Origin of the sequence: Amycolatopsis sp. VC5-11 (assembly GCF_037034185.1) — a bacterium.
GTDB lineage: Bacteria > Actinomycetota > Actinomycetes > Mycobacteriales > Pseudonocardiaceae > Amycolatopsis > Amycolatopsis nivea.
Window position 1 is genome coordinate 1 of the sequence record NZ_JBAGKF010000028.1, and the last position, 14,848, is coordinate 14,848.

General features: G+C 68.8%; 13 protein-coding genes. 9 read left to right on the plus strand and 4 right to left on the minus strand.

Annotated elements, in window-relative coordinates:
• The 3 genes from WA670_RS42155 to WA670_RS42165 all read right to left on the minus strand — a co-directional run.
• On the minus strand, positions 1 to 1,437 hold a 1,437-nt coding region (locus WA670_RS42155; protein ID WP_442893174.1), incomplete at its 3' end, for a Re/Si-specific NAD(P)(+) transhydrogenase subunit alpha.
• Positions 1,438 to 1,504: 67 nt separating this feature from the next.
• Positions 1,505 to 3,067: an AMP-binding protein gene (locus WA670_RS42160; RefSeq protein WP_336161753.1), complete on the minus strand. Its 1,563-nt coding sequence runs from the start codon at positions 3,065 to 3,067 to the stop codon at positions 1,505 to 1,507.
• A 96-nt stretch (positions 3,068 to 3,163) separates the two neighbouring features.
• Positions 3,164 to 4,150: a hypothetical protein gene (locus WA670_RS42165; protein ID WP_336161755.1), complete on the minus strand. Its 987-nt coding sequence runs from the start codon at positions 4,148 to 4,150 to the stop codon at positions 3,164 to 3,166.
• A 228-nt stretch (positions 4,151 to 4,378) separates the two neighbouring features.
• On the opposite strand from WA670_RS42165, the gene WA670_RS42170 reads away from it, so the two are divergent.
• Positions 4,379 to 5,152, plus strand: a complete 774-nt coding sequence (locus WA670_RS42170; protein ID WP_037819336.1) for an SDR family NAD(P)-dependent oxidoreductase — start codon at positions 4,379 to 4,381, stop codon at positions 5,150 to 5,152.
• 36 nt (positions 5,153 to 5,188) lie between these two features.
• Positions 5,189 to 6,367, plus strand: a complete 1,179-nt coding sequence (locus tag WA670_RS42175; RefSeq protein ID WP_336161757.1) for a saccharopine dehydrogenase family protein — start codon at positions 5,189 to 5,191, stop codon at positions 6,365 to 6,367.
• Between the two features lie 56 nt (positions 6,368 to 6,423).
• Here the strand turns inward: WA670_RS42175 and WA670_RS42180 are convergent, their stop codons facing one another.
• Positions 6,424 to 8,007, minus strand: coding sequence for an AMP-binding protein (locus tag WA670_RS42180; RefSeq protein ID WP_336161825.1), 1,584 nt, complete (start codon positions 8,005 to 8,007; stop codon positions 6,424 to 6,426).
• A 317-nt stretch (positions 8,008 to 8,324) separates the two neighbouring features.
• On the opposite strand from WA670_RS42180, the gene WA670_RS42185 reads away from it, so the two are divergent.
• The 7 genes from WA670_RS42185 (at position 8,325) to WA670_RS42215 (ending at position 14,705) form a co-directional block, all read left to right on the plus strand.
• The gene (locus WA670_RS42185; RefSeq protein ID WP_051729718.1) at positions 8,325 to 9,476 is read left to right on the plus strand and encodes a saccharopine dehydrogenase NADP-binding domain-containing protein; all 1,152 of its coding nucleotides are present in this window, start codon (positions 8,325 to 8,327) and stop codon (positions 9,474 to 9,476) included.
• Positions 9,476 to 9,880 (plus strand): RidA family protein, encoded by a 405-nt coding sequence (locus tag WA670_RS42190; RefSeq protein ID WP_336161760.1) that lies wholly within the window; start codon positions 9,476 to 9,478, stop codon positions 9,878 to 9,880. Before WA670_RS42185 ends, WA670_RS42190 begins: the two co-directional genes overlap by 1 nt.
• A 115-nt stretch (positions 9,881 to 9,995) precedes the next feature.
• Complete coding sequence (locus WA670_RS42195; RefSeq protein WP_037819328.1) at positions 9,996 to 10,631, plus strand: TetR/AcrR family transcriptional regulator; 636 nt, start codon at positions 9,996 to 9,998, stop codon at positions 10,629 to 10,631.
• Positions 10,632 to 10,801: 170 nt separating this feature from the next.
• The gene (locus WA670_RS42200) at positions 10,802 to 11,878 is read left to right on the plus strand and encodes an extracellular solute-binding protein (protein WP_158714572.1); all 1,077 of its coding nucleotides are present in this window, start codon (positions 10,802 to 10,804) and stop codon (positions 11,876 to 11,878) included.
• Between the two features lie 37 nt (positions 11,879 to 11,915).
• A complete protein-coding gene (locus tag WA670_RS42205) occupies positions 11,916 to 12,788 on the plus strand; it encodes an ABC transporter permease (protein WP_051729714.1) in 873 nt (290 codons plus the stop codon).
• Complete coding sequence (locus WA670_RS42210) at positions 12,785 to 13,576, plus strand: ABC transporter permease (RefSeq protein ID WP_238605338.1); 792 nt, start codon at positions 12,785 to 12,787, stop codon at positions 13,574 to 13,576. Before WA670_RS42205 ends, WA670_RS42210 begins: the two co-directional genes overlap by 4 nt.
• Positions 13,569 to 14,705, plus strand: a complete 1,137-nt coding sequence (locus tag WA670_RS42215; RefSeq protein ID WP_238605337.1) for an ABC transporter ATP-binding protein — start codon at positions 13,569 to 13,571, stop codon at positions 14,703 to 14,705. Before WA670_RS42210 ends, WA670_RS42215 begins: the two co-directional genes overlap by 8 nt.
• The last annotated feature ends 143 nt before the right edge of the window (positions 14,706 to 14,848 follow it).

A 14,848-nucleotide genomic window follows, 5' to 3' on the forward strand; every position in this document is an offset into this window, starting at 1 on the left:
AGCCAGCACCACGACCACCGTGTTCCCGCTGACCAGATTCACCAGCGCACCCACCACGATGATCCCGGAAATCGCGTTCGTCACCGACATCAACGGCGTATGCAACGCGTGATGCACATGCCCGATCACGTAATAGCCGATCACGATCGCCAACGCGAACACCGTCAGATGCGGCAACAACGCCGCCGGAGCCAACGCCGCCAGCACCAACACCACCGCCGCCACACCCAACACCACACCGAGCCTGCGACCCGAGGACATCGGCTGCTTCTCCGGCTCCTCCTTCTTCACCGGCGCCGCGGGTTTCTGCGGCGCGGCAGAGACCTGCACCGGAGGCGGCGGCCACGTCAACTCGCCGTTTTTCACCACCGTGATCGACCGGACCACCACATCCTCGAAGTCCACGACCAGCCGGCCGTCTTTCTCCGGGGTCATCAGCTTCATCAGGTTCACCAGGTTGGTGCCGTACAGCTGCGACGCCTGCGCCGGAAGCCGCCCCGCGAGATCCGTGTAGCCCAGGATCGTGACACCGTTGTCGGTCACGACGCTCTCCCCGGCGACGGAGCCCTCGACGTTGCCCCCGTTCGCCGCCGCCATGTCCACGATCACCGAACCCGGCTTCATCGACGCCACCATCTCACCGGTGACGATCCGCGGCGCCGGACGCCCCGGGATCAACGCCGTCGTCACGATGATGTCCACCTCGCGACACTGCGTGGCATAGAGTTCAGCCTCGCGCGCTTTGTAGTCCTCGCCCATCTCTTTGGCGTAACCGGTGGCGGAGACTTCGGCGTTCGGGTCCTCGATGGACAAATACTCCCCGCCCAGGCTCTTCACCTGATCCGCGACCTCCGGACGCGGGTCCGTCGCCCGCACGATCGCACCCAGCGACCCCGCCGCGCCGATCGCCGCCAACCCCGCCACACCCGCCCCGACGACCAGGACCTTCGCCGGGTTGACCTTCCCCGCCGCAGTCACCTGGCCGGTGAAGAACCGCCCGAACGTGTGCGCCGCCTCCACCACCGCCCGATACCCCGCGATATTCGCCATCGACGACAGCACGTCCAACGACTGCGCCCGGGAGATCCGCGGCACCGCATCCATCGCCAACGCCGTGATCGGCCGCTTCGCGAGATCCTCCACCAGCTCCGGTTTCAGAGCCGGGGCGAGCAGGCTGACCACCGTCGCGCCCTGCTTCACCGCGTCCAACTGCCCGGACGACGGCGCGTTGACTCCGAACACGATGTCCGACTCGGCGACCGACCCCACGGTCGCGCCCGCGTCCGCATACGCCTGGTCGAAGAACCCCGACAACAGACCCGCGCCCGGCTCCACCGCCACCTCATAACCCAGCCCGCGCAGCTTGCCCACCGTTTCCGGAGTCGCCGCGACGCGCGTCTCCCCCGGCAGGGCCTCCTTGAGCACCCCGATCAGCACTCCGTCTCCTTCCGCCGCCCCACATCTGCCGGACCGGCCACCGTCCATAGTGGACGCTTCTCGAACTTCATCCTCGGGCTGCGTCCCAGCAAGCCGCCGTGATCCCGCGCTCCCGGACCTTGCCCTTCTCGATCCGTTCCGACGGCGTCTTCGGCAAGCTCTCGACGACCTCGACGTAACGCGGAACCGCGAACCGCGGCAGGTCTCGGCGCAGGAACTCCACCAGTTCGGCGGGATCGATCACCGCACCGGGCGACGGGACCACGAGAACGGCGACGTCCTCCTCCCCGACCTCCGACGGGACACCGATCGCCGCGACCTCGAGAACCTGCGGGTGCGCACTGGCCGCCTGCTCGACCTCCCAGGAGGACACGTTTTCGCCGCGGTGGCGGATCGAATCCTTTTTGCGGCCGACGTATTCGAACATCCCGTCGGAGTGCTGGCGGAGCAGATCGCCGGTGTGGAACCAGAGATTGCGCCAGGCTTCGGCGGTCTCCGCCGGTTTGGCCCAATATCCCTGCATCATTGCGAACGGTTCGCCGGTCCGGTAGACGAGTTCGCCCGCCTTTCCCGGTGCGACCGGGAAGTCGTGGTCGTCGACCAGGCGGATCTCCATGCCCGGAACTGCCCTGCCGACGCGTCCCGGCACGGTGCTTCCGGGCGGAGCGGCGGTCAGCAGCGTGCATTCCGTCATGCCGTACGCCTCTACGATCTGGACCCCGAAGCGTTTCTCGAAGCCGCGCAGGATCTCGCTCGGCGTCGAGGAGCACATCGCCGTGCGTGCGGGCAGATCGGCGTCATCGGGTCGCGGCGGCTGCTTGTACAGCATCCACAGCATGGTGCCGATGGTGGCGAAGACCGTCGCCCCGCTTTGCCTTACGTCGTCCCAGAACCGGCTGACGCTGAACTTGCGGCCGAGCACTCCGGTGCCTCCCGCCACCAGCGCGGCGGTGAGGAAAGCGCGGGCGTCGATGTGGAACAACGGTTGTACACAAAGGATGACGTCCGCCGCGTCGACTTCCATGACCTGGACCATGTTGTGCGCTTGCACCACATAGGACCGTTGCGGCAGCATCACGCCCTTCGACGGACCAGTCGTCCCCGAGGTGTACATGATCGTCGCGATATCGCCCGGAGCCGGGTCGGGCAGTTCTTCGGCTGAAGCGGCACCCAAGGCCAACAAGTCCTCGAACGAAAGCTGACGGCAGCGGTCGCCGAACGGCTGCGAAGTGCACTCGCCGACGCAGACCACGAACTCGGGATCCCAGGTGCTCGTCTGCGCGAGAATCTGAAGGTAGTCCTCAGTTCCGACCAGCACTCGCGGCGACGCGTCGGCCACGAAGTACTCCAGGAGCCTGCCGCGGGCTTCCGCGTTGAACGGAACGTCGACGGCACGGGCGGCGTTGGCGCCGAGCCACGTCCACACGTACTCGGCCCGATTGCCGCACATCACGCCGATCCGGTCGCCGGGTTCGACACCGAGCGCACGCAGACCGCGAGCCGTCTGCTCCACACACCTGAGCGCCTCCTGCCGCGTGAAGCTCTCCCCGACGATCCGGAGGCACTCCCGACCGGGATCTTCCGCGGCGGCCGCGCGGAGCGTCAGCAGAAGGCTGTTCTCGATGCTCATGTCCCGATGATGCTCCTCCGCCGCGGAGAAACGGCTGTCCGCACTCGCCTTATGCCCGCGTGGGGGAAAGATTTCCGGCACGCCCAACGCCTCCGGTCAGCCCACTGGCAACGCGGTCGGCGGATGCAGGCCCGCTGGCAGCAATCGGAGTCCGCGAACCGCCTGCAGCATCCGGGCAGCCGTACCGGGGTACGGGTCGACAGGGGTGTTCACCCGCACCACCAGTTCGCTGCCGTCGCCGCCGGTGAGCGTCAGGACGACGTCGGTGCTGGCCTGTCCCGGCTTGGCCGCCGAGCCGCCGAAACCCGACCACTCCAGTCGAAGCCGTTCGCTCTCTCCGTCGTGGAGGACGACGCTCTGCGCGAAACCCTCCACTTCGCCTGGATGCACCACGATGTCGCCGATCGTCGACTCGGTCTCCGCCGCCGCCAGACCGCCCTCCGAGACCAGGGCGTGGTCTCCCAGGCCCAGGACGTCCGCGACGAGGCGAGCCGATTCGCGCAGCAACGCGTCCGCCCGCCACGACAGTCCCGAAGTCCTGGTGCCCACGCCGAATTCCTGCGCCAGGACGTCGCGTCCCCACGAGGAGATGTTCGAGACCCGCTGGCCCCGCACCGACACCGGCCCGGGCACACCGCTGGAAAGCAGAGCCGGGAGCACGTCCAGCCACAGACCGGGGATCATGCCGGTGCCGACCATCCGCGATCCTGATTCCCGCGCCGCGGCCTCGACGCGCTCGCGGACCTCCGGGGCCAGCGCCGCGCGCGGATCGACGAAGCAGGCGTGCACCTGGTCCACCCCTGCGGCCGCGCAGGCGGCCAGGGTCTGCTCATGGCGTTCGCCCGTGAGACCGGCGTAGAGGAGGACGTCGAACTCGCCACTAGTCAGCGCCGCTTCGAGGTCCGCGGTGGCCAGCACGCCGACCGGAGCTTGGCCCACGAGTTCGCCGATGTCCTTGCCCGCCTTGCCGGGCGAGTGCACGATCGCGCTCGTCAGGAGAAACGGGGTTTGCGGAAGGGCCGCCAGCAGTTCCGCCGCGGTGCGCCCGGTGCCGTAGATGCCGACTCTGATGCGAGAGCTCATGCCACCAGCATGCGGGGTGACTCCTCCCGGATTCATCCCCCGCCTGGGCACTGTTGGTCTTCCCCGGCACGTGCACCGCGGGCCGCCAGACGCTCCATATTGGACACCACTGGTGCCGAAACAGCCCGTGCGCCACCAGAAGCCGCCGAGACGCAGGCGGCCCACCCAGGTGGGCGCTCTTCGCATCGCAACCGCCCGATTCGCCGGTTGCCCGGCCATCGTGGCCGCATGACTACTTCCACCTCCGCCGACCTCTTCGATCTCACCGGCAAACGCGTTCTCGTCACCGGTGCCAGCCGCGGCATCGGGCAGGCCATCTCCGTCGGACTCGCGCAGCGCGGAGCCCGCGTCGTCGGGGCGGCGCGGTCCGTCGAAGGCCTCAAGGAGACCGCCGGCCTCGTCGCGGACGGTCCGGGCAGCTTCCAGCCCTATGCGGTCGACCTCCGTTCCCCGGAATCGATCGACGCGTGCATCGCCGCCGCCGTCGAGGAACTGGGCGGGCTGGACGTCCTGGTGAACAACGCGGCCGACGATCACGACTCCTCGATCGAGGACACCGATCTCGCCACCTTCCAGCGCGTCCTCGAACTCAACCTGCAATCGTGCTGGCTCCTGCTCCGCTCCGCGTCGCCGCACCTCAAGGCGAGCGAGGGACGCGTCATCAACATCGCGTCGATCCTGGGACTCGTCGCCATCCGGAACGACACCGCCTACATCTCCGCCAAGCACGCCCTCATCGGCCTCACCAAAGCCGTCGCGCTCGAATGGGCCCGCCAGGGGGTGCGCGTCAACGCCGTCTGCCCCGGCTACGTGGAGACCTCGATGCTGCCGGACCTGGAGGCCAACGAGCCGGTGGCCAAGTACATCCGCCGGATGACCCCGATGGGCCGCTGGGCGCAGCCCGGGGAATACATCGGGCCTGCCGTGTTCCTCGCGTCCGACGCCTCCAGCTTCATGACGGGGCAAACCCTGGTGGTCGACGGAGGGCTGACCGCGCAGTAACCCCGGGCCACCCGAAACTCGCAGACCGGAGAACAGATGTCAGCCAGCAACCGCAATCGCCCGCTCCGCGTGATCGCCGTCGGCGGGGCCGGGTCCATGGGCCGCTGGGCGGTGCGCACGATCGCCCGCCTCGGCAGCGCTTCCGTACTGACCGTCGCCGACCTCGACCTGGAACGGGCTCGTCGGGTCGCCGAGTCGGTCGGCGGACCGTGCCGCGCCGTCCGGCTCGACGCCACCGAAAGCGCGCAGCTCCGCGCCGCGTTCGCCGACCACGACGTCGTCGTGAACACGATGGGGCCGTTCGCCACGTTCGCTCGGCCCATTCTCGAAGCCGCCGTCGAATCGGGATGCCATTACCTGGACATCAACGACGACTGGCAGCCCACCCTCGACGCGTTCGACCTCGACGGGCAGGCCCGCCGACGAGAACTGCACGTGGTGATCGGGCTGGGCGGCAGTCCCGGAGTCACCAATCTGTGCGCCGCGTACGGCGCCAGCAGGCTCGACACGGTGCACGAACTCCACACCGGATGGAAGCTGAGCGGGGCGACGATCGTCGACGAGCCCGGTTTCCCCGCGCCCGCCGCCTCGGCGGCGGTGGAGCACTGGCTGCACCAGTGTTCCCAGCCGGTCCGGGCGTGGGTCGACGGGGCCGCCAGCTGGGTGGAGCCGGTCGAGGAAGTCGAACTGGCTTTCCCCGGTCTGGGCAAGGTGAAGGGATACACAATGGGCCACCCCGAACCGGTGACCCTTCCGCGCCGCTACCCCGGGCTGCGCTCGTCGCTCAACCTGCAGTCCGGGCCGGCCTGGCTTCTCGAATACCTCCGGGAGGTCAGCACTCGTTTCGCGGCCGGGGAATTCGACCTGCGCACCGGCGCCGCGATGCTCGCCGACCCGCCGCGCGGCGACGCACCCGCGGAGCGGAGCCCGCTGCCGGTCGAATGGTCCTTGGCGATCGGCGAGAAGAACGGCCTCCCGTGCCGTGTCGCGGTGTACCCCAAGGCATTCCACCCGGCGAAGATGGGCGGCAACACGGGAATCCCGCTCGCCGTCGGAGTCGAACTGCTCCGGCGCGGGGAACTGCTCGACACCGGCGTTCACGCGCCCGAGACCGCGATCGATCCCCGCACCTTCTTCGACCTGCTGGCCCCGCTGACCGAGCCGGGCCTGCGCGGCGCGGACGACTTGCTGGCGGTCGTCGAAGAAACCGGCTGAACGGCCACGGGACCGCCAGGCGGATCAGTGCTTGGCGGTCCCGTGTGGAGCAAGAATCAGGCGGCTCCCGCAGCCTCCGCGTCCCACGCCGCGCTCGAGAGACCCCGCTCGCGCACGATCCCCTTCGCGATCCGCTCCGAAGGAGTCTTCGGAAGGCTCGCCACGACTTCCACATACCGCGGCAACGCATAACGCGGCAAATCGCGCGCCAGGAACGAACGCAGCTCCGCCGGGTCGGGATCACCATGACCGGCCGGGACGACAAGCAGCGCGACATCCTCGTCGCCCACGTCGGACGGGACGCCGATCGCCGCCGCCTCCAAAACCCGCTCGTGCCGCACCGCGGCCTGCTCGACCTCCCAGGCCGACACGTTCTCGCCGCGGCGCCGGATCGAATCCTTGAGCCGCCCGACGTACTCGAAACGGCCGTCGGGCCGCTGCACCACCACATCCCCGGTGTGGAACCACAACCCGCGCCAGGCCTCGACCGTCGCGTCCGGCCGGTTCCAGTACCCGGCCGTCATCAGATGCGCCTTCTTCGGCCGCGCGAGCAGCTGCCCGGGCGTGCCCGCGGGAACCGGGCGGTCGGCGGCGTCGACGACCCGGACCTCGACCCACGGCGGCGGCGTTCCGAGATTGCCCGGCTCGGCGTCGCCCGCCCGCTGCGCCAGCAGGAGCCCGAATTCCGTCATGCCGTAGCCCTCGATGAGCGTGCAGCGGAACCGTTTCTCGAAGTCCCGCTGCACGCTGGCCGGCGTGGCGGATCCGATGCCGATCCGCGGCCGGGCCGACGGCGAGAGCGGCCGGGGAGGCTGTTTGTGGATCAGGTGGATCATCGTGCCGACGTAGAAAAAGAAGTCGACGTCGTAGTTCTCGACTTCCGCCCAGAACCGGCTCGCGCTGAACCGCGTGCCCAGAAAGAGTTCCCCGCGCAGGAACAACGCCGTGACCACCGCGGACCGGCCGTCGACGTGGCACAGCGGCTGGACGCAATAGGAGGTCGCGCCCGGCCGGAGCCCGAACAGCTCGAAGTAGGCCGGCGGCAACGCCGCGTAGTAGCCCTGTGAGAGCATCACGCCCTTCGACGGGCCGGTCGTGCCCGAGGAGTACATGATCGTGCCTACGGTGTCCGCGTCCGGCAGCACCAGTTCCTGAGCTGAGTTCGCGCCGAGGGCACGCAGTTCGGCGAAGCTGAGGTGCCTGACGCCCGGGCCGAAGGGCAGCTCGTCGCCCTCGGGTTCTCCGATGAGGACCGCCAGTTCCGGTGGCGTGGAAACGACCTGGGCGAGCCGGGCGAGCAGCGACCAGGTCCCGATGACGGCCTTCGGCGACAGATCCTCGGCCAGGTACTGGAGAAACGCGCCAGGGGCTTCCGCGGAGATCGGCGCGTCGACGGCTCCCCTCGCTTGCACGCCGAACCACGCCCAGACAGCCTCCAGCCGGTTCGGCGTCAGGATGATCACCCGGTCCCCCGGCAGCACGCCGGCGTGCGCGAGCCCGGCCGCGGTCTCGCGGACCGCTTCCCAGGCTTCGCCGTAGGTCGCTTGGGCGCCCTCGATGGAGACCAGCGGGAGGTCCGGGGTCTCGGACGCGGCGAGCGCCAGTTCGCGAACCGGCGTATTTCGTGGGTCGAAATCCATGGTCACCCGGCGATCGTCCCCAGCCGGGCCCGCTGCGCGCCAGCACGTCGCCGCGAAATACGCCCAGTCAGGGGGGATCTGCGCGCGGCGGCTTTCCCCCGGGTGGGCGTATTCGGTGATCAGGTGCGCGAAAACCCGCTGCGGACAACGATTCTTGCCGCAAGGCAGTCATCGCACGGCCGGTCCGAACCTCCGCAGCCGACCCGCTGCGGGTCCCTCGCCGCCGCGCCCCTCGGACACAGCCGACCTTTTCCGTCCAGCACGGCCGAAAACCCCGGGACCGGGCCGTCCGGTGACCAACGCGAAAGGAGAACAGCGTGCGACTCATCATCATCGGAGGAGCCGGCGACATGGGGCGGGTCGCCTGCCGGACGACCGTCGCCGATCCGGCGATCACCTCGCTGACCGTCGCCGACCGGGACGGCGCCCGCGCCGCCGCGGTCGCGGAGGAACTGGGCGCGAAAGCCCGCGGCATCGAACTCGACATCACCGACCAGAACGCGCTTCGCGCCGCGATCGCGGACGCGGACATCGTGCTGAACACGGTGGGCCCGTTCTACCTTTACGGCCGTCCGGTGCTGGAGGCCGCCCTCGACGCCGGCAAGCACTACACGGACATCGCCGACGACTGGGAACCCACGATGGAGATGCTCGAGCTCGACGAGGTCGCGCGCGCGAAGGGCGTCACGGCCATCATCGGCATGGGCGCCTCTCCGGGAATGTCCAATCTGCTCGCCGCGGTCGCCTACCGGCAGCTCGACGAGGTCGGCAAGCTGTACACGGTGTGGCGCGGGGGTTCCGGCATCCCGAAAGCCCCGTCGAACCCCGACGAGGTCAAGCCCGCCGCCGCGATCGAACACTGGATCCACAACCTCGCCGAGCCGATCCTGGTCTGGCGCGACGGCGCCTTCCAGGACTCGGAAGCCCTCGAGGAACTGGTCGTGGACTATCCCGGCATCGGAGCCGCCCCGGTGTGGACCTGCGGCCATCCGGAACCGATCACGCTCCCCCGCTACTTCCCCGACGTCAAGGAATCGCTGAACCTCATGTTCGCCCGCCCCGGCCTCATCGCCGCCGCCCGCGCGGTCCGGGACCGCGTCCGCTCCGGCGAGCTGACCGTTCCCGACGCCAGCAAGGCCTTCATCCTGGAACCCGGCCGCCGCGGACCGGAAGCGGGGCCGGTCCCCGAGTTCCCCGGGGTCTTCGCGTACGCCGAGGGAACCAAGGCAGGCCGCCCGGCGAGGGTCGCCGTGTCGACCAATCACATGCCCGAAGGCGAAATGGGCGAAGCGACCTGCGTGCCCACCGCGATCGCGGTTGGCATGCTGGCGCGCGGCGAAATCTCGGCGACCGGGGTGTTCGGCCCCGAAGGATGCGTCGACCCGCTGGTGTTCTTCGACCGGCTCGGTCCGTTCGCAGGCGACCGAGCCTCGCTCGCCCCGCTCGACATCCGGATGGAGGCAGCCTGATGCCGGTCACCGATTACGTGAAGCCCGAAGGTCTCTACCGGCCGCGCGGTTTCGCGCACGTCGCCGTCGCCACCGGTGCCAAGGTGGTCGAAATCGGCGGGCAGATCTCCGTCGACGTGAACGACCAGCTGCAGCATCCGGGCGACTATGCCGGACAGACGGAACTGGCGCTGCGCAACGTCGTTCGCGCCGCCGAGGGAGCGGGCGCGCGCGTCAGCGATATCGCGAAGCTCCGCATCTACATCGTCGATTATCGGCCTGAGATCAACGACGAGGTATTCGGCGGGTTCGGCGCCGCCGTAGCCGCCACCGGACTGCGCGTCCCCGCGATGCTCGTCGTAGGCATCAGCGCTCTCGCCTTCCAAGGTGCCCTGGTGGAGATCGACGCCACCGCCTACTGCTGAGCCCCGACCGCACACCGAACGCCTCCGCCGCGCTCCCCCAGCGCGGCGGAGGCGTTCGCATGCGCGCGGCGCGGGGGATTCGCGAAGCTCCCGGCACCGGCCGTACTATCGGGCCATGAGCGCTGCTTCTGACGCCGGCAACCCGGACGCGGAACCCGCAGCCGACGGCGTCGGCGTGCGGGAACGCATTCTCGCCGCCGCGGTCTCCCTGTTCCAGGAGTCCGGCTACGGAAGCACCTCGATGACCCGGATCGCGCGGGCAGCGCACATCACTCCGGCCGCGATCTACTGGCATTTCCCGTCGAAGCAGGAACTGCTCGCCGAAATGCTGAAGGACATGTACCGCCGGTCCTATGCCGACCTCCGGGATTCGGTGCGCGCCGAAGGCACCGCGACTGAGCGGCTGGGCGACTACATCCGCTCCTACATCCGGATCCAGCTCGAGGACGCCGGGGAACGGCGGAACCACAGCTACTCGACGCTCTCCTCCTCGCTGACCGCCGAGGGCCAACGCGAACTGGGCCGGCTCAGCCGCCCCTATCTCGAGCTGCTCCGCGAAATCCTTCACGAGGGCGTCGAGAGCGGCGAGTTCGACCCCGTCGACGTGCCGGTCATGTCGCACGCGATCGCGACGATGTGCGAATACGTCTTCACCTGGTTCCGCCCGCACGGGCGTCTCACGATCGGCGAAGCGGCGGACCGGCACTTCGAATACGTGCTCCGCATGGTCCGCACCACGCCGGGCCGCTAAAGCGCCCGAAGCAGGCCGCAGCCGTCCGCTGCTGCGACGGGACTTCAGGCTCTCCGAACTGACGGCCGCACCGTCCCCCAGGTGGGCCAACAAGTGTGGCGTACCGCACCGAGATCTCCGCAGTCCGAGGCATCCTCACACATCGCTTCGAACTGACGAGAGGTGAGATCGTGACGGCCAAGCCCAAGGTGGCGCTCGCCATGGTTAGCGCGCTGTGCCTCGCCGCGATGTCCGCGTGCGGCTCATCATCCGGCTCAGGCCCCGGGACGGGCGACGACCTGTCCGGGCAGAAGCTCGTTTACGTGAACTACGGCGGCGATTCGATGAAGGCCGCCCAGAAAGCGTGGCTCGACCCGTTCCGGAAGAAGACCGGGGTCCAGATCGCCACCGATTCCCCCTCGGACCCGGCCAAGGTGAAGGCGATGGTCGACGCGGGCAACCCCACCTGGGACGTCATCGACCTCGACACGGCCTCGGGGGCCAACGGCTGCGGCACGATGTTCGCGAAGCGTTCCGAAACCGGCGTGGACATCAAGGACGTCGACCCCAAGTACGTCACCGACGAGTGCGGGGTGCCGATCCTGGTCCAGGCCGTCGCGCTCGTCTACAACACCGCCAAGTTCGGCGGCAGCCCGCCGACGAAGATCACGGACTTCATGGACACCGCGAAATTCCCGGGCCAGCGGCTCATTTTCAATTACGCGCTCGGCGGATTGGACCCGATCCTGCTGGCGAGCGGCGTCGCGCCGGACAAGCTCTACCCGCTGGACACCGACCGCGCCGCCGCGAGCGTGCGCGCGCTCGGCAAGAACCTGACCCTCGAGGCCACGCTCGCACAGCAGACCCAGGACCTCGAATCGGGCAATTTCTCGATGTGCCTGTGCTACGTCGGCCGCGCCGCCCTTTCCGCTCAGAACGGCGCACCCATCGGCGTCGTGTGGGACAAGGCTTGGGAGGCATGGGACGCCGTCTACGCGATCAAGGGCTCGAAGGCGCCCAAGGCCCAAAGCGCGCTCCTGAACTACCTCGCGACGCCTGAGGCACAGAGCGCCTTCACCGAACAACTGCCTTACGGCCCCACGACACCAGCGTCGAAGCCCCAGGTTCCCGCGGAGTTCAAGAAGTGGCTCCCGCAGGACAATCTCGCCCAGATGGGCCCGCAGGGCGAAGTGGTCTCCGATCTGAAGTGGTGGACCGCGAATTCCGACAAGGCATTCGCGGCGTGGACCGCGATGACCGCCGGCTGACGCGGCACGCGAAAGCTAGCGAAGGAGGAATCACCCCATGAACTGGTTGATCGGCATGCTGCATCGAGCGAGGTGGATCGTCGCCGCAGGAGTGTCGATGGCCTTCCTCGCCGTCTTCTTCGCCTATCCGATCGGCACGATGTTCGTGCGCAGCTTCACGGATTTCATCGGGCACGGCGATTCCGGGCTCGCCAACTACCACTGGTTCTTCGCCAACGAAGAGCAGATGACGATCCTGCGGAGAACGTTCGTCACCTCCGCGATCGTGACCGTCCTGTGCCTGGCGATCGGCTACCCCTACGCCTACCTGATGACGCTCGTGACCACCCGCTGGCGCATGGTGCTGCTCGCCGCGGTGCTGATGCCGTTCTGGACCAGCCTGATCGTGCGCACCTATTCCTGGATCATTCTCCTCGGCAGCACCGGCCCGGTCGCCAAAGCGCTCGGGGCGCTCGGTTTCGGCGACGTCAAGCTGCTCGGCACCACGACCGCGGTGGCGATCGGCATGACCCAGATCATGCTCCCGTTCCTGGTGCTCCCCCTGTACTCGCAGCTGACCCAGATCGACCGGACGCTCCTGCGCGCCGCCCAGATCCACGGCGCCACCCCGCGGACCGCGTTCCGCACCGTGTACCTGCCGCTGTCGGTGCCGGGAATCACCGCCAGCTGCACCATCGTCTTCGTGCTGTCGCTCGGCTTCTACTTCACCCCCGCGCTGCTGGGCTCTCCGCAGAACAGCTTGCTGTCACAGCAGATCGTCAGCCAGGTGACCGCACAGCTCGCCTTCGGGCGCGGCGGTGCGATGGCGTTGGCGCTGCTGGTTTTCACCCTCCTGGTGCTCACCGCCGGTTCGCTGCTCGGGAGGCCCCTGACCCGCGCACTGGCAACAGATAGCGAGGCCCGCCGATGAAGGAACCGCGCCGCATCAGTCTCAAGGTCTTCTGCGTGCTCGTCGCGTTTCTCTTGGTCGCGCCGGTCCTGGTCGTCATCCCGATGGCCTTCACCAGCGCGCGCACGTTCCAGTTCCCGCCGCCCGGCTTCTCGACGCAGTGGTTCCGTCAGCTCTTCTCGGACCCGGACTGGACCGAGTCGTTCGTCCTCTCGTTCCAGGTCGCGCTCGTCGTCGTCGTGCTGGCCACGACGCTCGGGACCCTCGGCGCGTTCGCGCTCGTCCGCGGCCGGGGCAGATGGCGCGGCCCCGTGTCGGCCTTCCTGATGGCTCCGATGATCGTGCCGGGAGTGGTCATCGCCATCGGCGTGTACTACGTCTTCCTGAAGTGGCATCTGGCCGGTTCGTTCGGCGGCTACGTCATCGCGCACACCGCGCTGGCGATCCCGATGGTCGTCATCCCGGTCCGCGCTTCGCTCCAGGGTTTCGACCGCCAGCTCGAACGGGCCGCCGCTTCGCTCGGCGCGGGGCCGGTCGTGACCTTCTTCCGCGTCACCCTGCCGCTACTCGCTCCCGGGATCCTGACCGGCGCCCTGTTCGCCTTCCTCGTTTCCTGGGACGAAGCGATCGTTTCGCTCTTCCTGGCCAGCCCGTTCGCCAGGACTCTCCCCGTCCAGCTCTACCAGAGCGTGACCAGCTCCCTGACCCCCACGATCGCCGCCGCGTCGACGCTGATCATCGCGGTGAGCACGACGCTGCTGATCATCGCGGGCATCATCGCGGCCAGAAAAGAGGGCAACAATGTCTGAACTCGTCCACGGCGCGGCCATCCGGCTCCGGAACCTGAGCAAGCACTACGGCGAGGCGAGGGCGCTGTCGGACGTCTCGCTGGACCTGCCCGCCGGCGAGTTCGTCACGCTCCTCGGGCCGAGCGGCTCCGGGAAGACCACCACCCTCAACATGATCGCCGGTTTCCTCCAGCCCGACACCGGCCACGTCCTGCTGGACGGCGAACCGATCGAGCGGGTCCCTCCGCACAAGCGCAACATCGGGATGGTCTTCCAGAACTACGCCCTCTTCCCGCACCTGACGGTCGCGAACAACGTCGCGTTCCCGCTGAAGCGCCGGCGGACCGGCAAGGCCGAGATCGCCGAGCGCGTGGCCCGCAGCCTCGACCTGGTCGGCCTCGCGGACTTCGGGGCGAGGTACCCGCGCGAATTGTCCGGCGGCCAGCAGCAACGCGTCGCGCTGGCGAGGGCGCTGGTCTTCGAACCCCGCGTCCTCCTCATGGACGAGCCGCTCGGCGCCCTCGACCGGCGGCTCCGCGCCAGCCTGCAGCTCGAGTTCAAGCGGATCCATCGCGAGCTCGGCATCACCTTCGTCTACGTGACCCACGACCAGGACGAAGCGCTGGTGATGTCGGACCGGATCGCCGTCTTCAACAACGGGCGCGTCGAGCAGGTCGGCACGGCGACGGAGCTCTACGAACACCCGAAGAGCCTGTTCGTCGCGGAGTTCCTCGGCGATTCCAACGTGCTGCCCGGCGTCGTCGAGGACACCGCGGTGGGCCGCCTCCTGCGCGGCGCCGGATACGAACTGAAACTGCCGACGGCGGGCCCGGCACTGCAGGCGGGCACGTGCGGGGTCGTCACCGTGCGTCCCGAGCGCGTGCTCGTCCACTCCGCCGCGACCCGGGCGAGCTTTTCCGGCAACGCGCTCCCCGGCCGGGTCGTCCAGCTGATCTACCTGGGCGGCCTCCGCCGCCTCGAACTCCGCCTCGACGCGGGATTCTCGATGATCGCGCAGGAACAGTCCGGCAACCAGTCCCCTGTCTCGGTGGGCGACGCGGTTCTGGCGACCTGGGACCCGGAACACTCCGCTGTGCTCGCCACCGACGACGCTCCGGCCCGGGCTGGGGTCGCCATCGGCACGGCTTAGCGTCTTCTCCCCGCGACGGACTGTGGATCAGTCCGTCGCGGGGAGGCACGGGTGCTATTACTCGCCCGAGATCACGGTGCGGCGAGATGCGCCGAGACAAGTCTGCACCGAGCTGGCCTGGGCAAGCCGCGACGTTTCAGCGC

Excerpts from the sequence above, each read along its gene's own strand:
- WA670_RS42175 (WP_336161757.1), top strand. The coding sequence starts at position 5,189 with ATGTCAGCCAGCAACCGCAATCGCCCGCTCCGCGTGATCGCCGTCGGC.
- WA670_RS42190 (WP_336161760.1), top strand. The coding sequence starts at position 9,476 with ATGCCGGTCACCGATTACGTGAAGCCCGAAGGTCTCTACCGGCCGCGC.
- WA670_RS42215 (WP_238605337.1), top strand. The coding sequence starts at position 13,569 with ATGTCTGAACTCGTCCACGGCGCGGCCATCCGGCTCCGGAACCTGAGC.
- WA670_RS42210 (WP_238605338.1), top strand. The coding sequence starts at position 12,785 with ATGAAGGAACCGCGCCGCATCAGTCTCAAGGTCTTCTGCGTGCTCGTC.
- WA670_RS42180 (WP_336161825.1), bottom strand. The coding sequence starts at position 8,007 with ATGGATTTCGACCCACGAAATACGCCGGTTCGCGAACTGGCGCTCGCC.
- WA670_RS42205 (WP_051729714.1), top strand. The coding sequence starts at position 11,916 with ATGAACTGGTTGATCGGCATGCTGCATCGAGCGAGGTGGATCGTCGCC.
- WA670_RS42195 (WP_037819328.1), top strand. The coding sequence starts at position 9,996 with ATGAGCGCTGCTTCTGACGCCGGCAACCCGGACGCGGAACCCGCAGCC.
- WA670_RS42160 (WP_336161753.1), bottom strand. The coding sequence starts at position 3,067 with ATGAGCATCGAGAACAGCCTTCTGCTGACGCTCCGCGCGGCCGCCGCG.
- WA670_RS42165 (WP_336161755.1), bottom strand. The coding sequence starts at position 4,150 with ATGAGCTCTCGCATCAGAGTCGGCATCTACGGCACCGGGCGCACCGCG.
- WA670_RS42170 (WP_037819336.1), top strand. The coding sequence starts at position 4,379 with ATGACTACTTCCACCTCCGCCGACCTCTTCGATCTCACCGGCAAACGC.